Here is a 20851-nt window from a genome sequence, read left to right on the forward strand (position 1 = left end):
GACCTGACCGCTCCGGGTCAGCATCGCGTGGAAGCCGCGATGACCACAGCCGTGAGCCGACGGGCCGACCGGGCGGCCGCCCGAAGGCGTTCCGCCGCAACGGGTTGAGGCCCCCCGGCACCGGCAGCCCTCCGGCCCGGCGCGGAACGGACCGCCACCGCGGGCCCCGCGGACGCGTCCACGGCACGCTGAGCCCTGTCCGCCTGCGACGTCGGCACGGCCTTCGGCCATCCGACCGCCTGGCCGCCTCGCCGCACAGCACGGTGCGCGAGGCCCGTCCGCGCGCGCCAGCGCGCACGGCACCGCCCCCCGTGGCAACCGCGGTACGCGCAGCCGTCCGGACCGGGCCGCCGCGACCCGCCGGCGCGCCTCGTCCGCCCACCCCGCGAAGGCCGGTACCCCCGACCAGTATCCGGCCCCGGAACGCGGGCCGAGGTGTGGTCGCGGCCGAAATGCGGTTGCCCGGTGAGGGCGGGGCGTTCAGACTGCGCGGGTGCTGATTCAACGCGAGACCCCCGACGACGTCCCTGCCGTACAAGCACTCACCGGGGAGGCGTTCGCCTCGGCGGACCGTCCCGTTCCCGTCGAGGTCACGCTGCTGGCCGAGCTACGGAAGAGCGACGCCTGGCTGCCGGAGCTGTCCCTGGTCGCCGTGGACTCCGACGGGCAGAGCGTCATCGGCCACGTCGTCTGCACGCGGGCGCACGCCGGGGGCACGCCCGTGGTGGGTCTCGGCCCGCTGAGCGTCGCGCCGGAGCACCAGCGCAAGGGCGTCGGACTGGCCCTGGTGCACACCGCTCTGGGCGCCGCGGACGCCCTCGGGGAACCGCTGGTGGCGCTGCTGGGCAGCCCGGACTACTACGGCCGCTACGGCTTCCGGGCGAGCACCGACTACCGGATCACGCCGCCCGACCCGGCCTGGGGGCCGTACTTCCAGGTGCGCCCGCTGTCCGCCTACACCCCCTCGGTGAGCGGGGCGTTCCGCTACGCGGAGCCCTTCGACCGGGTCTGAGCGCACCGCGGCAGCCACGCGGGCGCGGCCCGGCGGTACGCCTCGTACTCCTCGCCGTGCGCGGCGCGCAGCGTCGGCTCCTCGTACCAGCGGACGAACGCGGCGACGGTCAGCCACACGGCGGCCGAGTAGAGGAGCAGGACGGGCCGCAGGAGCAGCAGTCCCTGCCCGGCGACGAGCGCCACGACGGCCAGGTACATGGGGTTGCGGACCCGGGCGTACGCGCCACCGGTGACGAGGCGTTCGGTGGGGGCGACGGGCGCGGGCGTGCCGCGCCCCTCGCGTACGAAGCGGGCGAAGCCGTGCAGGAGCACCGCCGCGCCGGCGAGGGCCAGCAGGCCGCCGGCCGCCCGTACTGGCCAGGGGCCGTCGCCGGACGCGTAGCGGGTGAGCCACCAGGGCACGAGTCCCGCCACGACGCCGGGTGCCGCGAAGAGGAAGACCGCGCTGCCGAGCGCGGCCGTGGACCGTCTCATGCCTTCATGGTGCCCGCCGGCGGCCGTCCCGGATCCGTCTTGGCGGCGCGGATGTGCCCGTACACGTGGGCGCGCAGTTCGGCGAAGCGCGGGTCGGAGCGGGTGATGATCTGGTCGCGGTCGTGCGGCAGGTCGACGTGCAGGTCCTCCTGCACGACCGTGGGCGCGGCGGAGAGGACGACGACCCGGCGGGCGAGGTAGACGGCCTCGTCGATGTCGTGGGTGACGAGCATCGTGGTGATGCCGAGGCGGTGCCAGAGGCCGAGGAGCAGGTCCTCGAGGTCGGCGCGGGTCTGCGCGTCCACGGCGGCGAACGGCTCGTCCATGAGCAGGACCTGGGGCTCGTAGGCGACGGCCCGGGCGATGGCCACGCGCTGCTGCATGCCCCCGGACAGCTGCCAGGGGTGGGCGGAGCCGGCGTCGGCCAGGCCGACGGCGGCGAGCGCCTGCTGCACGAGGGCGGTGCGGCGCGGACGCGGCACGCGCTTCTCGCGGAGCGGGAGTTCGACGTTCTGGCTGACCGTGAGCCAGGGGAAGAGGCTGCGGCCGTACTCCTGGAAGACCACCGCCATGCCGGGCGGCGGCCCGTCCACGACGCGCCCGGCGAGCCGGACCTGGCCGGCGGTGGGCGTGAGGAGTCCGGCGACGCACTTGAGCAGGGTGGTCTTGCCGCACCCCGACGGGTCGACGACGCAGACGAGTTCGCCACGCTCGACGCTGAGGTCGATGCCGCGCAGCGCCTCGACGACGCGGCCCCGGCCTTCGTACACCTTGCGCAGTCCGGTGATCTCAAGCATGTGTCTCCCGTTGGTGCCAGTGCAGGACCCGCCGTTCGAGGACGCGGAAGGCGAGCGAGAGCAGGAAGCCGACCAGGCCGAGCAGCACGATGCCGCTCCACATCTCGGGGATTTGGAACTGCCGCTGGAACAGCACGACGCTGTGGCCGATACCTGAGGTGCTGGCGAACATCTCCGCGATGACCATGAGGATGATGGCGATGGACAGGGCCTGCCGCAGTCCCGCCATGATCTGCGGGCTCGCGGCGGGCAGCACGAGGCGCCGCAGCCGGGCCGGGCCGCGCAGCCCGTAGACCCGCGCGGTGTCGGAGAGCACCTCGTCCACGGCGCGGACGCCCTCGATGGTGTTGAGCAGCACCGGCCAGATCGCGCCGGAGACGATGACGAGGACCTTCATGGCGGTGTCGAGCCCCGCGACCAGCATGATCAGCGGCACGAGCACGGGCGGCGGGATGGCCCGGAAGAACTCCAGGGCGGGTTCGGTGGCGGCCCGCAGCCGGCCCGAGAGGCCGATGGCGGCACCGAGGGCGACGCCGAGCAACGCGGCGAGCACGTACCCGGCGAGGAGCCGGGCGAGGCTGGGCAGGACGTCGTCGCCGAGGCGGGCGGTGAACCACACGTCGCCGAATACGGCGGCGATCCGCTGCGGCGACGGCACGTAGAAGCTGGGCCGCCACACGCTCCACGCCCACCAGCCGAGGACGAGGAGGACGGGCAGCCCCAGCACCCGCAGGGCGCCCAGCATCAGGCGCGCGGGACGGCTCATGCGGGCCCCTCCCCTCGGACGGCGGGGTGCCAGGCCAGCAGCCACCGCTCCAGACGGCGTACCGCGAGGTTGACGACGACCCCGATGATCCCGGCGAGGGTGATCAGGGCGTACACGGTGGCGACGGCGCCGCCGGACTGGGCGAGCTGGATGCGCAGCCCGAGTCCCGGGCTGCCGATGACCAGTTCGGCGGTGACGGCGAGGATGAATGCGACGGAGGCGGCGAGCCGCAGGCCGGTCATGACGTACGGGAGCGCGGTGGGCCAGACGAGCCGGCGCAGCGTCGTCCAGTGGCCGAGCCGGTAGGAGCGGGCGGTCTCGCGGGCGACGGGGTCGACGTCGGCGACGCCGTACAGCACCTGGATGAGCACCTGCCAGAACGCGGCGTAGACGACCAGCAGGAGGCTGGAGCCGAGGTCGGCGCCGAAGAGCAGGGTGGCGAGCGGGATGAGCGCCACGGAGGGGATGGGGCGGAGGAACTCCACGGTGGAGGCGGTGGCGGCGCGGGCGCCCGGGACGGCGTCGATGAGCGTCCCGAGCACGACGGCGAGGACGAACGCGATGGCAAGGCCCAGGGCCCAGGCGCTCATGGTGTCGCCGAGGGCCGACCAGAGTTGGCGGGTGGTCAGTTCACGGCCGAGGGTGCGCAGGATCTCACTCGCCGGGGGCAGGTAGTCCCGGGACACCCAGCCGAGTCGCGGGACGGCCTCCGCGATGCCGAACAGCACCGCGAGGCCGGCCGCTCCGTACGCGGTGTCGCGTCCCCTCATGGCAGGAGGGCCGCCAGGTCGGCGTCCTTGGTGAGCGTCCCGTCCTGGCGGGCGTCGTCGGCGACGGTCTGCACGGAGTCCCGGTTGATCTCCGTCGGCCACTTGGGGAGCTTGATCGCGGCGATCGCCTCGGCGGGGATCGAGGTGTACGACTTGAGCGTCTCGCGCACGGCGTCGGGGTGCGCGTCCGCGTAGGCGAGGGCCTCGTTCATGGCGGCGGTGAAGTCCTTGACCAGCTCCGGGTCCTTCTGGAGCGTCTGCTGCGTGGTGAAGTACATGGCCACGGTGAGGTCCGGGGCGGCGTCGGCGTAGGGCCAGGCGACGGCTCGGGCGCCCTGGCCGGTGGCCTGGGTGACGAAGGGCTCGACCTCCCAGATCGCGTCGACCCGGCCCTTGGAGAGGGCGGCCGGCATGTCCGGGAAGGGCATCTCGACGAACTCGACCTTGGAGGCGTCGCCGCCGTCCTTGCGCACGGCGGCGCGCACGGTCGTGTCGCCGATGTTCTTCAGCTGGTTGACCGCGACGGTCCTGCCCGCCAGGTCCTTGGCGGACTTGACGGGACTGTCGGCTGGGACGAGGACGGCGCTGTAGTCGGTGTCCCGCTCGCCGGTGGAGGCGACGCCGTTGGCGACGACCTTGAGCGGGAGGCCCTGCTGCTGGGCCGTGAGCAGGGAGGTGGTGTTGGCGAAGCCGAAGGCGAACTGGCCGCCCATCACGCCGGTGATGCTGGCGGCGCCGCCCTGCACCGAGGTGATCTTCGCGTCGATGCCGTGCTTCTTGAAGAAGCCCTGGCTCTGGGCGAGGTACACGGGCGCGGTGTCGACGATGGCGATGGCGCCGACCGTGACGCTCCGCGTGCCTCCGCCACCGGAGGAGCCGCCCTTGCCTGCGGGGGCGTCGGAGTCGCCGCAAGCGGTGAGTCCGGCGGCGAGGAGCGCTGCCGCCGTCAGGAGCAGGGGAAAGGTGCGACGCATGGGCACTCCCTGATCTGATCAGTTCCGTTCGCACAGTGAACTGTCGTTCATTGGGTGGCGCGCCAAGTGACGGTAGGGGCGTGGCGCGGCCGCGTCAACGGATCGCACAACGGCCGGCCGGTGTCAGCCGTGTCGCGGACGGGAAAGCAGGGGTGCAGGGGGCGCGAGAGGTGGAAGTCTGCGGAGAAAACCACGGATTGAGTGGATTTACCACTGGTGGTCGGCTTGCGCCCTGAGTAGATTGGGATGTGGCCTACGGGGCGAGCGAGGGAGTCCGGTAGCACCGGAGCCGGAGCAGGGAGCAGCGGCTTCCACCGGAACCGGGATCAACGGCCGGGCTGAGAGGCTCGAAGGTCCGGGAAGAGGTTTTGAGACCGGAGAGCGACCCCTAGCACCTGATCCGGACCATGCCGGCGAAGGGAGTCCCACCTCGTAGGTCGTGGAACTGCAGCCGGTGAGCCCGCGCGGTGAGCGCGGGCTCTCCTCGTGCTCCGGCCGCTCTCAGAGGGCGCTTCCCGCCCGCCAGTCCGCCCAGCTCGCGTTCCAGGCGCCGTAGCCGTTGTTGACCTGGACGGTGTCGGTGGAGTGGACGACGGTCACCGGGTCGCCCGGTGACACGTGCTCGTAGAACCACTTCGCGTCGGCCGTGCTCAGCCCTATGCAGCCGTGACTGCCGTTGACCCGGCCGAACTTGCCCTCGTTCCAGGGCGCGGCGTGCGCGAAGGTGCCCGACGTGGTGAGCCGGACGTCCCACTTCACGTCCTTCAGGTTGTAGGCCTCGGGGCCGAAGATGCGCACAGTGCTGGAGTTCATGGTGATGCTGGGCGTCTTCTCCAGGACGACCATCGTGCCGTTCCACGTCTCGAACCCGGGCTTGCCGGTGGAGACGGGGAGGGTGCGCAGGACCTCGCCGCCCCGGCGCAGGGTGAGGGTCTTGCGGGCCGTGTCGACGGTGGTGACGACCGACTCCCCTATCCGGAAGCGGACGACGCGGTTCTGCGTGCCGTAGAGACCGCCGCCCGCGTCGACGCCGTCCAGGTCCATGCGGAGGGTGACCTGGGTGCCGGGCTTCCAGTAGGAGCGCGGACGGAAGTCGACGCGGTCGCGGCCGCTCCAGTCCTTCATCCAGCTCCAGGCGCCGTCCACCGCCGGGTCGGCGCTGACGCCGAGCTTGCGCTCGACGGCCGCCCGGTCCTGTATCGGCTTGTTGAAGACGATCGACACCGGCATGCCCACGCCGACCGTGGTGCCCTTGTCGGGGTGGTACTCCCCCACGAAGGTGCGCTTCGGCTCGGCGGTGGTGAAGGTCGTGTGCTCCGTCAGCCGCTTGCCGTCGGAGGCGGTGGCGCGGACGAGGACGTCGTAGGTCACGCCCGGGGCCAGCCGGCCCGTCGAGGTCCAGTTCTCCTTGGACGACGCGAGCGTGCCGCGCAACGACCCGGGGCCGGGGGCGGTGACGCGTACGGAGTCGATCCGGGCGGCGGTGGCCCGCACGGTCACCTTGCGGTCGACGGGCACGGCACGCCCGCCGGAGGCGGGGGCGACGGCGATGGCGGGCCGTGGCTCCGCGGCGTGCGGCCCGCCGCCCCCGGAGCCGCTGCACGCGGACAGCGTCGCGGCGACGGCCAGGGCGAGTGTCGCGGCTCCGGCACGCAGGATCCTCCTGCGGTTCCGGGTCCGGTCGTTGGTCATGTGACGGCTCTCCTCCCCTGTCGAGTCGTACTGTGCTCCTGCCCGCACCCGTGGGGGTCCACCACGTGCCGGCAGTGTCAACTCTGCGTGCCGGACGACTCCGTGGCGTCACCGTTCCGTAGCAGGCGTGTACGCACGGAACCCGGGTCCGGCCCGGCCCCGTGTTCCGCGGCAGCACGGCCGCGTGGCCGCACGACCGCACGGCAGGCCCGAAGACCCGGGGGGACGTCATGGAGCGCAGGAACACGAGGCGGGCCGCGATCGCGGTGGCACTGGCGGCGACGGCGGCTGTGCTGCTGACGGGATGCCAGGGGGAGGACGACGTCGCGGGAGGGACGCCCTCGCCATCCGCTCCCTCGTCGTCCGCTCCCTCGTCGTCCGCGCCCTCCCGCAGCGCGGGGGACACGGTCCCGGTCTCCAGCACGACCCCGGTGCCGGGGGGTTCGGGGGGTTCGGGGGGTTCGGGGGGTTCGGGTGGCGCCGAGGGCTCCGCGCCCTCCACCGGTTCCGGGGCCCCGGCCGGCGCCGCGGCCCACTGCGGCGCGGAGGACCTGGAGGCGACCGCGGCGCGCCAGGCCGCCGACCGTCCGCAGGGAACGGGCACCGGCGCGGCGGTGATCGGGTTCACCAACACCTCGGGCGCCCCCTGCGTCCTCGAAGGCTTCCCGACGGTGGCCGGGGCGGCCAACGGCTCCCCGGAGATGAACGTGCCGTTGACGGTGCGGCACACCGGTGCGGCCGCCCCCGTCACGCTGGCACCGGGCGGTCGCGCCTGGGTCAAGCTGACGTTCCATCAGGTGCAGGGCGAGGGCGACGGCTACTGCGAATCGGGCGAGGCCCCGGTGCAGTACCCGACGATGGTGCTGGGCCTGCCCGGTGGGGCGGGCAGGCACCAGGTCGCCCTGGACGACGGGGTGTTCGCCGAGTGCGACGGCGTCGTCGCTGTCACCGCGCTCTCGGCCACCGAACCCTCCTGAGGCCGGGGGCCCCGCCCCGGGGTCAGCCGGCCGTCGCGGCGGCCTCCACCGTGAGGGTGCCCGCGTCCGCGTCCAGCACGGCGGGGACACCGAGCGGCACGGTCAGGCTGGTCTCGCAGTGACCGAAGCCCAGTTCCTCGACGACCGGGACGCCGAGCCCGCCCAGCCGGTCCAGGAGCACTGCCCGCACCTGCTCGTAGGGGCCGCACTCCCGCCAGGAACCGAGGGCGACGCCGGCCACCCCGTCCAGCCAGCCGGCCCGCAGCAACTGCGTCAGCATCCGGTCGATCCGGTACGGCTCCTCGCCGATGTCCTCCAGCAGGAGGATGCCGCCGGGCACACCGGGCCGCCCGTCCGGCGTGCCGAGACCGGAGGCGAGCAGCGCCAGGCACCCGCCGACGGTGACACCGCGTGCCGTGCCGGGGACGAGCGCCCGGGCGGTCGGCGCCCCGAGGACACGCGTCGCCTCTGGCTCGAAGAGGGTGTCCCGCAACTGTGCTCGCGTGGGCTCGTCCTTGAGGAAGCCGTGCGCCGCGACCATGGTGCCGTGCAGGGTGGACAGGCCCAGCCGGACCGCGAACGCCTCGTGCAGCGCGGTGATGTCGCTGAAGCCGAGGAGCGTCTTGGGCCCGGCCGCCCGCAGCGCGTCCCAGTCCAGGAGGTCGCTCATGCGCTGGGTGCCGTAGCCGCCGCGCGCACAGACCACCGCGGCCACCGACGGGTCGCACCACGCCTCCTGGAAGTCGCGGGCGCGGGCCGCGTCCTCTCCCGCCAGGTAGTCGAAGGTGGGGTGCCGGTCCAGGACGTGCGGCGCCACCACGGGATCGAGGTCCCAGCCGCGGAGGATGTCGAGCCCCGCGTCCAGGCGCTCCCGGGGCACGGGTCCGCTGGGCGCGACCACGGCGACCCGGTCACCGGGGACGAGGCGGCGGGGGCGGATGAGTGGGACGAGCGGTGTCACTTGGTGAGCTCCAGAAGTGCTACGGCGGGCGGGGTGAAGCCGAAGACCTGCCCGTACAGGGCGAGTTCGGCCTCCAGACAGGTGATCATCGTGTCCTCGCGGCGGAAGCCGTGGCCCTCGCCCTCGAAGGTGAGGTAGGCGTGGGGGATGCCTCGCCCCGTGATCCGTTCCAGGAACCGCTCGCACTGCACGGGCCGGCAGATCACGTCCTCCAGCCCCTGCAGCAGCAGGAAGGGCACGGCCAGCCGGTCGGCCCGGGTGACCGGCGAGCGCTCCCGGTAGCGCTCGGGGACCTCGGCGTAGGGCCCGACGAGCGAGTCGAGGTAACGGGACTCGAAGTCGTGGGTCTCACCGCCCTGGGCCCAGCCGGTGAGGTCGAGCAGCGGGTACTTGATCACGCCGCAGGCGTACACGTCGGTACCCGTGAGGGAGGCCGCGCTCGTCCAGCCGCCGGCGCTGCCGCCGCGGATCGCGAGCCGCCGCCCGTCGGCCGTCCCCTCCTGCGCCAGCGCTCGCGCGACGGCGGCGCAGTCCTCGACGTCGACGACCCCCCACTGCTCGCGCAGCCGCTCGCGGTAGGCGCGCCCGTAGCCGGTGGAACCTCCGTGGTTGACCTCGACGACGCCGATCCCCCGGGAGGTGAAGTAGGCGATCTCCAGGTCGAGCACGAGCGGTGCCCGGCTGGTGGGACCACCGTGCACCCAGACCACGTAGGGTGGCAGCTCTCCCTCGGGCGCGGCGAAGTAGGGGTTCGCCGGCGGATAGAGCTGGGCGTGGATCTCCCGTCCCCCGGGCCCGGTGAAGGTGCGCTCCACCGGGTCGGGCAGGAACTCCGGCGGCACGGTGTCGTGGTGGGCGGCACCGATGACACGGGTCCGCCCCGTACAGGTGTCGAGCTCGAGAACCTCGAAGGACGTGCGGGCCGAAGCGGCCACGGCGACCACCCGGGTGCCCTGTGTGGCCAGCGCCGCGGTCCACTCGCTCCACGGTCCCGGCACGTCGGCCAACTCGCCCGTCGCCGGGTCGAGTATCCCCAGGCGCTGGGCGCCCTTGCCGTGCAGCACCGCCAGCGTTCCGGAGGCGAGCGGTGCGAACCACCTCGCCCCCATCTGCCAGCCGGGTCCTGCGAACTCCTCCTGCGCCGGCCGCAGGTTGACCGCCTCTCCAGTGGCCGGGTCGACACGGTGCAGGTTCCACCAGCCGTCACGGTCGGTGGCGGCGATCAGGGTGCCGTCGGGTGTCCACTCCGCCTGGGCGACGGACTCCGCGGGGCCGCCGAGGATCGTCCGGGCCGGGCCGAAGGTGCCGTCCGGACCGACGGCGGCGTGCTGGAGCTCCGTTCCGTCCCAGGGCATCCGGGGGTGGTCCCAGGCGATCCACACGGCCTGCCGGCCGTCCGGTGAGAGGCGGGGCGCGGTCACGAAGCCGTGCGAGTCGTCGGAGAGTTCCCGTACGGCCCCGCGGTCCTCGGCGGCCGAGCCGTCGAGCGGAACGGCGGCGACGAACCGCCGTACGTCGCTGGGCCCCTCCCCGGTGAACTCCTCCAGCACGCACCACACCTCACCGCGGTCCGGATGGATCTGCGGATCGGCCCAGCGCAGCCCGTCGCCGACCGGCGAGAGCGGGGTCAGCGGCCGCGGAGAGGCGCCGGGCGCGTCGGGCTCGTAGGCGTACAGCCGCTGGTCCGGGAAGTGGGAGAAGACGATCAGCGGTCCCGCGCCGGGTCGGTCGGTGCCCGCCCAGGCCCGGCCGCCGTACTCGATGACACGGGTGCGGACGTTCCACGGCGCGGGCAGCGGGCTGCCGACCGTGCCGTCCGCGCGACGGCGCACCAGGGCGCGGCGGCCGCCCTCGGCCGGGCGGGGTTCGGTCCACCACACCTCCTCGCCGACGAACGCGGGGAACTCGGGGCGTCCGTCGTGGGATGCGGCGGTACGGGCGTCGACCGGCGACTCCCAGGCACCGTAGGGGGCGATGATCGGGGCGCGCGTCATCGGGCTGCTTCCTCGGTCGTGTCCTGCCGGCCCAGCATGAACCGGTCGAGTACGCGGACGCCGAAGTGCAGTCCCTCCACCGGGACCCGCTCGTCGACGCCGTGGTACATCCCCGCGTAGTCGTAGCCCTCGGGCAGCTTCAGCGGAGAGAAGCCGTACCCCGTGATGCCGAGCCGGGAGAACTGCTTGGCGTCGGTGCCGCCGCCCATGACGTAGGGCACGACGTGGGCGTCCGGGTCGAAGTGGATCAGGGCCTCCCGCATCGCGGCGTAGACCGGCGCGTCGAGGGGGGCCTCCAGCGGGATCTCGCGGTGGTGGAACTCCCAGTCCACGTCCGGGCCGGTGAGTTCGTCCATGGTGGCCGCGAACTCCTCGTCGGCGCCGGGCAGAACCCGGCCGTCGACGTAGGCGACCGCGGTGCCGGGGATGACGTTCACCTTGTAGCCGGCCTCGAGCACGGTCGGGTTCGCGCTGTTGCGGATCACCGGCTCCACCAGGGCGGCGGCGGTGCCCAGCTTGGTGAGCAGGGTGTCGACGTCGTCGAAGTCGGGCTCGACCTCGTGCAGCGCGGCCAGTTCGGACAGTGCCGCCCGCACGGTGGGGATGATCCGCACCGGCCAGTGGTGCTCGCCGATGCGGGAGACGGCCGCGGCGAGCCGGGTCACCGCGTTGGTGCGGTTGACCTTGGAGCCGTGCCCCGCCCGGCCGTGCGCCGTGAGCTTCAGCCAGGCGGTGCCGCGCTCCCCGGCCGCGACCGGGTACAAGCGCAGCCCGGGCCCGGCGTGGAAGGTGAAGCCGCCGGACTCGCTGATGCCCTCGGTGCAGTCGCGGAAGAGTTCCGCGTGCTGCTCCACGAGGTAGGTCGCGCCGTAGGTGGCGCTGTCCTCCTCGTCGGCGGTCAGCGCGAGCACGATGTCCCGCTCGGGACGCACGCCCCTCCGGGCCCAGGACCGCACGGTGGCGAGCACCATCGCCACGGTGCCCTTCATGTCGACCGCGCCCCGGCCCCAGACCACCCCGTCCCGGACCTCGCCGGAGAAGGGGTGCACGCTCCAGTCCTCGGCCTGGGCGGGCACGACGTCCAGATGACCGTGGACCAGCAGCGCGCCCCGCCCCTCCCCGGCGGGTGAGGTGCCCGCGATCCGCGCCACGACGTTGGCCCGGCCCGGCGCGGACTCCAGGACGCGGGCCTCGATCCCGGCCTCGTCGAGAAGTCCAGCGGCGTACTCCGCCGCGGGACGTTCGTTGCCGTCCCCGCCGCCGCGGTTGGTGGTGTCGATCCGGATCAGCTCCGAGGTGAAGCGGACCGCCTCGTCCAGTGCCCGGGTGTCAGCCATACTGCTCCTCCACAGCTGCCGAGACGAGGGTGGTCACGGCCTTGTAGCAGCGGATCCCCTCGTACATGGTCGGTGAGGTGTACGAGACGCGGCGCTCGCCCGTGCGCTCCACACCGGGCACGATCGCGGCGGCTCCCGCCAGGTGCGCCGCGTCGAACTCGACCTCGATCGTGAACGGCCCGCCCCGGACGGGCTCGTGGCGCACCGCGAGCGACGCGGCGTCCTTCGCGGCGGCGCGGATGTCCGCGGCCGTGCGGGCCGGCGGCCGGCACACGGCCGCGTACCGCGACACGTAGTCCTTGACGGCGACCGTGCGCGCGGCCGGCGCGTAGTCCCGGGCGTCGACGCCGGTCCGGTCGTCCCCCGTGACCAGCACAACGGGCACCCCGTACTCGGCGGCCACCAGCGCGTTCAGCCGTCCCTCGCTCGCGGGCGGGCCGCCGTCGACCCACACGCCGGTGATGGAGTTGGGGAGGTAGGTGTGGGCGAGCACCCCTTCCGTCCCCGCGCCCGTGTGGAACCCGACGAAGGCGATGCCGTCCACGTCGCCGTGCTGCACGCCCTCGACCATGGAGAGGTCCTTGTGGCGTCCGGTGACCATCTCGGCCCGCTCGTCCAGCTGCTCCAGCAGCAGGTTCCGCATCGACCAGTGGGCCTCGTTGACCAGGACCTCGTCGGCGCCGCCGTCGAAGAAGCCGGCGATCGCGGCGTTCACGTCGGACGTGAACAGGTGCCGGAACCGCTGCCAGCCCTCCGTGCCGGGCAGGACGTCACCGGGCCAGGTCACCCCGGTGGCGCCCTCCATGTCCGCGCTGATCAGGATCTTCATGGCATGGAACGTTACGCAAAGTCACCGCCCCGCACCAGGCCCCCGCCCCGCCTGTGGAAAACTTCAGTGGCCCAGACCGGTGGCGGTCAGCGCGCACCCCTGCCACCAGCCAGTTCGTCGGCACCTCGAACCGCGAGCCGTCCGCCCGCCGCTCCGTCGTCACGAGCGGGACCTCACCGCGCGCGAGCACCTCCATCCCCGCCTCGCGGAAGAGCTCCGCGACCGTCCCGTCGGGCATCTCGGCCGGCGCGATCCCGTGCGTGAAGATCGCCGCGAGCTTGGCGGGCGGGCCGCCCGGCCGCTGCGCGAGTCCCGTCAGCACGTCCTTCGCGGACGCCGCGGGTTCGTCGGCGAACACCCGGCCGCGCCCGCCGGTCAGCACCGCGATGCCCTCGACCACCGGTGCGCGTTCCGCGGGCGGGCACTGGTGGAGCACTCCGCGCATGTACACGTTCACCTCGCCCAGCTCCTCGGCCAGCCGCCGGACCGCCTCGGGGTCGGCCGCGTCGAGCTGCCGGTACTCCGCGACGCCGCCTGGGTCCTGGTGCCGCGCGTGGCCGATCGCGGCCGCCGCGAGGTCCACCCCGACGGCCCGGCCGTACCGCCCCGCGAGGAAGCGGGTCTGGGTGCCGTTGCCGCAGCCGAGGTCGACGACGGGCAGCGACGGGTCGAAGTGCGCCTCGAAGTACGGGAGGTGGGCCGCCGCGGTGACCTCCGCCTCCGCGTCCCAGAACGCCGCCCCCGGTTCTCCGGGGGCGTCCCGCCAGAAGCCCTCCCACGCCTGCAGATTCGTGCCGGTGACGTCCATGCGATCTCCCCAGGTCCACGTGTCCGTCGCCGCGGACCGGTCCGGCCGCGCGGCCGAAGCCCCGTCAGGGTACGTGCTACAGGCGGTGCCCGGCGCGGGCAAGCCTGCGGGTGGAAGTCGTGACCTGGTGTTCGCTACGTTCGAGGACCCGCCGGGATCCTGCTGCCGCGTCCCGCGGCCGGCCGCCACGGCAGGGCCTGCTCGAACCAGACCGTCTTGCCCTGTGCCGTACGGCTCGCGCCCCACCTCCGGGCGAGCCGGCTCACGATCCGCAGGCCCCGCCCCGACTCGTCCTCGGGCCCGGCGCCCATCAGGACGGGCACCGCGTGGTCGTCGTCCGAGACCTCGCACAGCAGCGCGTCGGTGCGGACCAGGCGCAGCTCGACGTGCCGGGAGTGCGCGTGCCGGACGGCGTTGGTGACCACCTCGCCGACCATCAACTCGGCCGCCTCCGCGGCCTCGTCCAGTCCCCAGCGCTCCAGCGCGCCCCGGGTGAGCACGCGGGCCCGGCCCACCTCGCGGGGGTCGAGGGCGAGCTGCCAGCTGACGACGTCCTCACGGGGGATGCCGTTGAGCCGGGCCATCAGCAGGGCCACGTCGTCCTTGCGGCCGCCCGGCGGGTTGAGGGCGCGGATGATCGTGTCGCAGGCGTCGTCCATGGAGGCAGCGGGGTGCGCCGCGCTCTCGCACAGCGCGGCGAGACCGGCCCCGATGTCCTGCCCGCGCACCTCGACCAGCCCGTCCGTGCACAGCACGAGCCGGTCACCGGGGCGGACGGCCACCTGGACCGTCTCGAAGGGCACGCCCCCGATGCCGATGGGCGCGCCCGTCGGCACGTCGAGCAGTGCGCTGCGGCCGTCCTCCGCGCGCACCAGCACGGGTGGGATGTGCCCCGCGTTGGCGATGTGCAGCTCGGACCGGATCGGGTCGTACACGGCGTACAGGCACGTGGCGAGGTAGTGCTCGCCCAGGCGCTGCGCCAGGTCGTCGAGGTTGCGCAGCAGCTGCGCCGGTGGCATGTCCAGCGCGGCCATGGTCTGCACGGCGGTGCGTAACTGGCCCATCATGGCGGCCGCGTTGAGCCCGTGCCCCATGACGTCGCCGACGACGAGGGCGAGCCGGGAGCCGGGCAGCTTGATGGTGTCGAACCAGTCGCCGCCGACGCGCCCCAGCCGGGTGCCGGGCAGGTAGCGGGTCGCCACGTCGCACCCCGGCATGCGCGGGGTGATCTGCGGCAGCATGCTGTCCTGCAGCGTGTCGGCGACGTTCTCCTGGTAGGTGTACATCCGGGCGTTGTCCAGGACGAGCCCGGCGCGGGCGGCGAGTTCGGCGCCCGTGACGCGGTCCATGTCGTTGAACGGCGGACGCTCGCCGTGCCGCAGCAGGATCATGAAGCCGAGGACGACGTCGCGCGCCTTCAGCGGCACCACGAGCATCGACCGCCCGGTGATCAGCGGACGGATGTCGCGTTTCTCGAACTGCGAGGCGATCGCCTCACCCATGGGTTCGGTGATCCTGGGCACCAGCACCGGCCGGCCGCTCGTCATGCACTGGAAGAACGGGGTGTGCTCGGGGAACGGCATGGACTCGCCGACCGGTACGACGTCGTCCCAGCGGCCGGGCTCGTCGGTGTGCTCCAGGGCGGCCCGGTACCACATGGTGGTGACGTCGGGCGGCCCGTCGGGGAAGCCCTCGCCCGCCAGTACCTGTTCGCGCAGGTAGGTGCCCGCGACGTCGGTGAAGCGGGGGACGACGGCCGCGCTGACCTCACGGATCGTACGGGTCAGGTCCAGGGAGCTGCCGATGCACCCGCTGACCTCGTTGAGGAACTCCAGGCGCTCGCGGACGGCGGCGTACTCCAGGTCGGGCTCGAGCTCCTCCGGCGCGGGCGCGTGCGGCGCGGCGGCGGCCTCACGGGCCGCGCGCTGCCTGCGGGCCCTGCGCTCCTCCCGCCGGGGCACACCCCAGTCGGGGGTGACGGGCACCCGGTCGTGCCGGCTGATCTCCAGCACGGGGTAGCCGAGTTCCAGCACCTGGGAGACGATCCGCCCGCTCTCGGCGACGCTCATGCTGGGCAGGATCTCGGGGAGGCGCTTGGCGAGCCCGTCCGCGCCGGGGAACTCGGTGTGCAGCGCAAAACCGGGTGCGATCCGCTCGGACTCACGGGGCGGGGAGTCGTCCTCGCCATGCACCAGGGCAGCGTCGGCGGCCAGCACCAGCAGGCGCTCGGGGCCGGGACCGACCAGCGGGTAGGCCCACCACAGGACGTCGGCCGGGACGCCCCCGGGGTCGGGCTCGGGCCCCTGGTTGAGCCGGGCGCGTCCGGCGGTCGGGTAGGAGGTCGCCCCGCTCAGCGGGGCGTCGAGGCCGGCTCCGTCCGGCGACCCGGGGCCGTCCGGGCCGGGCTCCTCGCCGAGCGCGCCGGAGACCGGGAGCAGATCGACGGCCGCGCGGCCGACGGCCTCCTCCCGGGTGCGCCCGAAGAGCTTCCGCGCGCCGGTGCTCCAGTGCGAGACGTGCCCGTCGCCGTCGACCACGACCACGGCGAGGGGGATGCGTCCGGTGAGTACGGTCCGCTGCTCCGGCAGCGCGGCGCGGCTCCCCTCCCCCGGTGGAGTGCGACGTTGCATGACGCGTCCGGCTCCTTCCCCTGCGGCGCCCGGATCCCGACCGAGGCCCGGAGGTGGTCGGCCCCCGGCGCAAGATCTGCGGCTCCGCAACCACGGTACGACCGACACCGGGTGCCGCGTAGGGCATTGGACGAATCCGGTGTGCGCCCGCGCCCGGCCGTGGATGCGCCGGAGCATGCGCGGGCGCACGCACGGGCGCTGAAGGGACGTCAGGGGAGGGTCAGTCCTCGTGTCCCAGGTGCACGTCGCGTTCGGTGCGCTCGCCGCCGCTCAGCCGCAGCACGGTGGCCACCGGCGGGTATCCCGAGGCCACGACGGTGTACTCGCCCGCCGCCAGGTCGACGAAGCGGAAGACGCCGTCCGGGCCGGTCGTCACGGTGTCCTGGACGTTGCCCGCCGCGTCCAGCAGCGTGACCCGGGCGTCCTCCACCGGGCTGCCGCCCGGGCCGCGCACAGTGCCGCGCAGCAGCGCGCCGCCCGCGAGTTCGACGTCCTGCCGGGTCTCCCGGGCCGCGTGCACCGACACCGGCAGCGCCGCGGGCCGGTAGGCGGGGGCGTTGGCGGCGAGCGTGTACTCCCCCGCGACGAGGTCGCTCAGGACGTAGTCGCCGTCCCTCCCCGTGCGGGTGGTGGCCACCACGTCGCCGCGGGAGTCGGTGAGGGTGACGGTGGCCTCCCGTACGGGCGTGCCGTCGGCGGTGCGCACGGTGCCCGCCAGCCGTCCGGCGCCGCCGAGCACCACGTCGAGCTCGACCGGGCGCTCCCCGACGGTCACGCTGACGGCCTGGGGCTGGTGCCCCCCGGCGGCGGCGATCAGCACGTAGCTGCCGCTGCCCGGGGTGCTCAGCGCGTAGCGCCCGTCCTCGCCGGTGGCGCCGCGCCCGATCTGGCGGCCGGTCACATCGATGAGGGTGAGCGCCGCCCGGCCCACGGTGCTGCCGTCGGCGTGCTGGACGGTGCCGCACACCGGGACGCCGACGGTCTCGGCCTTGCGGGCGGTGGGGACGTGCTGGGTCACCAGGGGTTTCTCCTTGAGCAGGAAGGCGAGCAGGAAGCCGAGGGCGAGCACCGGCACCAGGTAGAGGAAGATCCGCGGCATGGCCTCCGCGTACGCGCTCACATAGGCGTCGCGCAGCGGCGCCGGCATCGCGTGCACCATGTGCGGGGTGATGGACTGGGGGTCCGGCAGGCCGACGCCGCCCGGCAGCCGGTCGGCGAGCCCGTCCGCGAGCCGGTTGGCGAACAGGGTGCCGAAGACGGCCGCCCCGACCGAGCCGCCGATCTGCCGGAAGAAGTTGTTGGCGCTGGTGGCGGTGCCGAGGTCGGCAGGCCGCACGGAGTTCTGCACGGCGAGGATCAGCACCGGCAGCACGAGCCCGATGCCCAGCCCCAGCACGCCCATGTAGACGCTGTACTCGACGCGTGGGGTGTCCCGCTCCAGCAGCGACAGCAGCCACATTCCGGCCACCGAGAGCGCCCCGCCGAGCAGCGGGAAGACCCGGTAGCGCCCGGTACGGCTGATCATGTGGCCGGAGACCACGGAGGCCAGGACGACTCCGAGCATCATGGGCAGCATCAGCAGCCCGGACTCGGTGGCGCTGACGCCGTTGACCATCTGCAGGAAGGTCGGGAGGTAGCTGGCGGCGCCGAAGAGGCCGACGCCGACGACGGCCCCGATCAGGGCGGAGACCGTGAAGACGCCGTCGCGGAAGAGCCGCAGCGGGATGACCGGTTCGACGGCGAACCGTTCCACCACCACGAACAGCACGGCGCAGACGAGCGTCGCCGCGCCCAGCCCGACGATCACGTCCGAGCGCCAGGCGTACGTCGTCCCGCCCCAACTGGTCAGCAGCACCACGCAGGTGGAGCCGGCGGCCAGCAGCAGCGCGCCCAGCACGTCCAGCCGGGGGCGCACGGTCGGACGCGGCAGTTTCAGCACGACGGCGATGACGGCAAGGGTCAAAAGACCGAAGGGCACGTTGATGTAGAAGCACCAGCGCCAGGAGGCGTGGTCGGTGAAGAAGCCGCCGAGCAGCGGGCCGGCCACGGAGGCCAGGCCGAAGGAGGCGCCGATCAGGCCCATGTAGCGGCCGCGTTCCCGGGGCGGGACGATGTCCGCGATGATCGCCTGGACGCCGATCATCAGCCCGCCGCCGCCGACGCCCTGGACGGCGCGGAAGGCGATCAGCTCGTCCATGGAGCGCGACCAGCCCGCGAGGGCGGATCCGACGACGAAGACGACGATCGCGAACTGGAAGACGCTCTTGCGCCCGAAGAGGTCGCCGAGCTTGCCGTAGATCGGCAGCCCCACGGTGGAGGCGAGCAGGTAGGCGGTCACGGCCCAGGACATCTTGTCCAGGCCGTGCAGTTCGCCGACGATCTTGGGGAGCGCGGTCGCCACGATCATCTGGTCGAGGGCGGCCAGCAGCAGGGTCAGCATGAGCCCGAGGAAGACCAGTCGCACCCTTCGGGGGCTCAGTCCGGGGACGGGCGCGTCCTGCTCCCGGAGCGCGGCGGCGGGTCGGTCCTCGGGGCCCGTGCCGGCGCCGGTCGCGTCCGTGAGGGTGCCGGTCTCCTCGGACAGGGTCGTCCCGGTGGTGCCGCCCATCTGCTACCGCTCCCCTCGTCGCGCCTGCCCTGCGACAACGATCCGGGGCGCCGGGGATGCGCCGGAGTGCGGCAGATCCACCCTTTCAAGTGACGTGCCCACCGGCGTGCGCCCGTCGGGCGACAGTCAGGCATGCCGGGCACGGCGTCCGGCACGTCAAAGGAGACGGCCGGGCATCAACCGGCCCCGGCCGTCTCCTTTGTGCCGTCTGCTACTTCTCCGTCTCCGCGGCGAGCCGCGCGAGCACCGCGTCGTGGATGCGGTTGAGGCCCTTGGGCGCGAAGGTGCGCTCGAAGAAGCCGCCGATGCCGCCGGCACCGGTCCAACTGCTGGTGACGACCGCCTTGGCGCGGCCCTCGCCGGCCGGGGTGACCGTCCAGGTGGTGACCATGGTGGAGTTGCGGTCGCTCTCGACCAGCTGCCCCGGGGTCGGCTCGGTCACCGCGAGGAGGCAGTCCCGGACGCGCTTCTCGGTCGCCTGCAGCCTCCAGTGCACGAGGGTGCCGGCGCCGCTGCCGCCCTCGCGCACCTCGTACTCGCTGTACTGCTCGGGAAGCAGTCGCTGCCGCGTGCCCGAGTAGTCGGCGAGCGCCGCGAAGACGCTCTCCGGGCTCGCCGCGATTTCGCGCTGCGTGGTGGCCTCGACCTGTGCCATCGCCGTCCTCCGTGGATCCGTGTGCCGTCGCCGACAAGCCAATCACCACGGCCGCGTGCCCGCGAAATCGGGCCGCCCTCCCGGTGGTGCGCCTCCTGACGACGGCTCCGGGGCCGACCGGCGATGGGGCCGTAAATCACGTGCCCGGCGCGACGCGGCGCGTTATCGTCGACGGCATGAACGTCACCGGCCCCAGCACCACCGCGACCGCGCGAGCGACCAGCTCGCCGGTTGCCGCCGCCTGACGTACCTCCCTTCCTCACCACCGGCGACCGGGAACGGCCCGCCGGTGGTTTCGTGGTTCCCGCCCCGATCCCGGTGCTCGTGCGGTCCCGTTGCCCGGTGCCTCCCCGCCTCTCCACGCGAAGGAGCACCCCCCGTGAACACCGAAGAGATCGTCCGCACGTTCGTCTCGTACTACGAGGAACGCGGCCACCGCCGGATCACCGGATCGACCCTGCTGCCGCCGCCCGGGGATCCCGTGCTGTTCACGACCTCGGGCATGCATCCGCTCACCCCCTACCTGGAGGGGCGGCCGCACCCGCTCGGCAGCCGGCTGGTCAACGTGCAGCGCTGTCTGCGCACCACGGACCTGGAGGAGGTCGGCGACCCCACCCATCTGACGGTCTTCGAGATGCTCGGCACCTGGTCCCTCGGCGACTACGAGGGCCCGCAGAGCCTCGACTGGGGCTACGGACTGCTCACCGAGGGATTCGGCATCGACCCGGGGCGGCTGCACGTCACGGTGTTCGGCGGCGACGACCGTACCGGCCCGGACACCGCCTCCCTGGAGTCGTGGGAGAGGCACGGCGTCCCGGTGGAGCTCACGAGCGAGGAGAACTGGTGGTCCAACGGCCCGACCGGCCCGTGCGGCCCCGACTCGGAGATCTTCCTGTGGACCGGTGACACCCCGCCGCGGTCCACCCCCACGGGTGACGACCGCTGGGTGGAGGTCTGGAACCACGTGATGATGCGCCACCGCCGTCTCGAGGACGGCTCCCTTGTGCCGCTCCCCCGGCGCAACGTCGACACCGGCCTCGGCCTGGAACGGCTGGCCTCGCTGCTGCAGGGCCGGACGTCGGTGTTCGAGTGCGACGTCTTCACCCCGTGGCGCCGTCTCGTACCGTCCCTGTGGCCGCTGGACGAGCCGTCGCTGCGCCTGGTCTGCGACCACCTGCGGTCGGCCGTGGTGGTCATCGGGGACGGGGTGCGCCCGTCCCACACCGGCCGCGGCTACGTGCTGCGCCGGCTGGTGCGGCGGGTCCTCACCACCTTGTGGCGGGACGATCCGTCCCGCGGTCTCGGCGACCTCCCGCAGGAGCTCGTCCGGCACACCCTGGACCACTTCCGCCAGTCCGTGGACCCGGACGAACCGCGCCGGGTGCTGCTGGAGGAGGAACGGCGGTTCCGGGGGCTCCTGGAGCGTGGCCGTCAGGTACTGGCCCGCCCCCGGTTCCGGGGTCCGCTGGACGAGGACGACCTCCGCTACCTCCACGACACCCACGGCCTGCCGCGCGACCTCGTCCTGAGCCTGCGTCCGCGGTGACGGCGGAGGGTCCGGCCGG

17 protein-coding genes are annotated in these 20851 nt (G+C 73.5%); 3 read left to right on the forward strand and 14 right to left on the reverse strand.

The features are described 5' to 3' along the window. Positions 1 to 493: 493 nt before the first annotated feature. Positions 494 to 1012, forward strand: coding sequence for a GNAT family N-acetyltransferase (locus ACFZAU_RS30880; protein WP_500554871.1), 519 nt, complete (start codon positions 494 to 496; stop codon positions 1010 to 1012). On the opposite strand, the gene ACFZAU_RS30885 is transcribed toward ACFZAU_RS30880, so the two are convergent. From ACFZAU_RS30885 to ACFZAU_RS30910, 6 genes are all read right to left on the reverse strand, one after another. Next, positions 985 to 1488, reverse strand: coding sequence for a methyltransferase family protein (locus ACFZAU_RS30885; protein WP_500554872.1), 504 nt, complete (start codon positions 1486 to 1488; stop codon positions 985 to 987). The genes ACFZAU_RS30880 and ACFZAU_RS30885 overlap by 28 nt on opposite strands. Continuing rightward, the gene (locus tag ACFZAU_RS30890) at positions 1485 to 2285 is read right to left on the reverse strand and encodes an ABC transporter ATP-binding protein (RefSeq protein ID WP_500554873.1); all 801 of its coding nucleotides are present in this window, start codon (positions 2283 to 2285) and stop codon (positions 1485 to 1487) included. The genes ACFZAU_RS30885 and ACFZAU_RS30890 overlap by 4 nt, the downstream gene beginning before the upstream one ends. Next, positions 2278 to 3051, reverse strand: coding sequence for an ABC transporter permease (locus ACFZAU_RS30895; protein WP_500554874.1), 774 nt, complete (start codon positions 3049 to 3051; stop codon positions 2278 to 2280). The genes ACFZAU_RS30890 and ACFZAU_RS30895 overlap by 8 nt, the downstream gene beginning before the upstream one ends. Continuing rightward, positions 3048 to 3821 (reverse strand): ABC transporter permease, encoded by a 774-nt coding sequence (locus ACFZAU_RS30900; protein WP_500554875.1) that lies wholly within the window; start codon positions 3819 to 3821, stop codon positions 3048 to 3050. Before ACFZAU_RS30900 ends, ACFZAU_RS30895 begins: the two co-directional genes overlap by 4 nt. Beyond that, positions 3818 to 4795: an ABC transporter substrate-binding protein gene (locus tag ACFZAU_RS30905; protein ID WP_499601379.1), complete on the reverse strand. Its 978-nt coding sequence runs from the start codon at positions 4793 to 4795 to the stop codon at positions 3818 to 3820. The genes ACFZAU_RS30900 and ACFZAU_RS30905 overlap by 4 nt, the downstream gene beginning before the upstream one ends. Before the next feature lie 501 nt (positions 4796 to 5296). Beyond that, positions 5297 to 6487, reverse strand: a complete 1191-nt coding sequence (locus ACFZAU_RS30910; RefSeq protein WP_500554876.1) for a L,D-transpeptidase — start codon at positions 6485 to 6487, stop codon at positions 5297 to 5299. A 230-nt stretch (positions 6488 to 6717) separates the two neighbouring features. Between ACFZAU_RS30910 and ACFZAU_RS30915 the strand changes: the two genes are divergently transcribed. Then, positions 6718 to 7464, forward strand: a complete 747-nt coding sequence (locus ACFZAU_RS30915) for a DUF4232 domain-containing protein (RefSeq protein WP_500554877.1) — start codon at positions 6718 to 6720, stop codon at positions 7462 to 7464. A gap of 22 nt (positions 7465 to 7486) precedes the next feature. On the opposite strand, the gene ACFZAU_RS30920 is transcribed toward ACFZAU_RS30915, so the two are convergent. The 8 genes from ACFZAU_RS30920 to ACFZAU_RS30955 form a co-directional block, all read right to left on the reverse strand. Next, a complete protein-coding gene (locus tag ACFZAU_RS30920; protein WP_500554878.1) occupies positions 7487 to 8425 on the reverse strand; it encodes a S66 peptidase family protein in 939 nt (312 codons plus the stop codon). Beyond that, positions 8422 to 10419: a dipeptidyl-peptidase 5 gene (locus tag ACFZAU_RS30925; RefSeq protein WP_500554879.1), complete on the reverse strand. Its 1998-nt coding sequence runs from the start codon at positions 10417 to 10419 to the stop codon at positions 8422 to 8424. Before ACFZAU_RS30925 ends, ACFZAU_RS30920 begins: the two co-directional genes overlap by 4 nt. Then, the gene (locus ACFZAU_RS30930) at positions 10416 to 11756 is read right to left on the reverse strand and encodes a M20/M25/M40 family metallo-hydrolase (RefSeq protein WP_500554880.1); all 1341 of its coding nucleotides are present in this window, start codon (positions 11754 to 11756) and stop codon (positions 10416 to 10418) included. Before ACFZAU_RS30930 ends, ACFZAU_RS30925 begins: the two co-directional genes overlap by 4 nt. Continuing rightward, positions 11749 to 12585 (reverse strand): M55 family metallopeptidase, encoded by an 837-nt coding sequence (locus tag ACFZAU_RS30935; RefSeq protein ID WP_499601385.1) that lies wholly within the window; start codon positions 12583 to 12585, stop codon positions 11749 to 11751. The genes ACFZAU_RS30930 and ACFZAU_RS30935 overlap by 8 nt, the downstream gene beginning before the upstream one ends. After that, complete coding sequence (locus ACFZAU_RS30940) at positions 12527 to 13393, reverse strand: class I SAM-dependent methyltransferase (RefSeq protein ID WP_500554881.1); 867 nt, start codon at positions 13391 to 13393, stop codon at positions 12527 to 12529. Before ACFZAU_RS30940 ends, ACFZAU_RS30935 begins: the two co-directional genes overlap by 59 nt. Positions 13394 to 13527: 134 nt before the next feature. Continuing rightward, the gene (locus ACFZAU_RS30945) at positions 13528 to 16023 is read right to left on the reverse strand and encodes an ATP-binding SpoIIE family protein phosphatase (RefSeq protein ID WP_500554882.1); all 2496 of its coding nucleotides are present in this window, start codon (positions 16021 to 16023) and stop codon (positions 13528 to 13530) included. 220 nt (positions 16024 to 16243) lie between these two features. Then, positions 16244 to 18631 carry an MFS transporter gene (locus ACFZAU_RS30950; protein WP_500554883.1) on the reverse strand — a complete coding sequence of 796 codons (2388 nt, stop codon included), beginning with the start codon at positions 18629 to 18631 and terminating at the stop codon, positions 16244 to 16246. Positions 18632 to 18842: 211 nt separating this feature from the next. Further along, positions 18843 to 19286 carry an SRPBCC family protein gene (locus tag ACFZAU_RS30955; RefSeq protein ID WP_500460552.1) on the reverse strand — a complete coding sequence of 148 codons (444 nt, stop codon included), beginning with the start codon at positions 19284 to 19286 and terminating at the stop codon, positions 18843 to 18845. 379 nt (positions 19287 to 19665) lie between these two features. Here ACFZAU_RS30955 and ACFZAU_RS30960 point away from each other — a divergent pair, with 379 nt between their 5' ends. Further along, the gene (locus ACFZAU_RS30960) at positions 19666 to 20832 is read left to right on the forward strand and encodes an alanine--tRNA ligase-related protein (RefSeq protein WP_500554884.1); all 1167 of its coding nucleotides are present in this window, start codon (positions 19666 to 19668) and stop codon (positions 20830 to 20832) included. Positions 20833 to 20851: the final 19 nt, after the last annotated feature.

The sequence above is a fragment of the Streptomyces sp. NPDC008238 genome (genome assembly GCF_042956445.1).
Classification (GTDB): Bacteria; Actinomycetota; Actinomycetes; order Streptomycetales; family Streptomycetaceae; genus Actinacidiphila.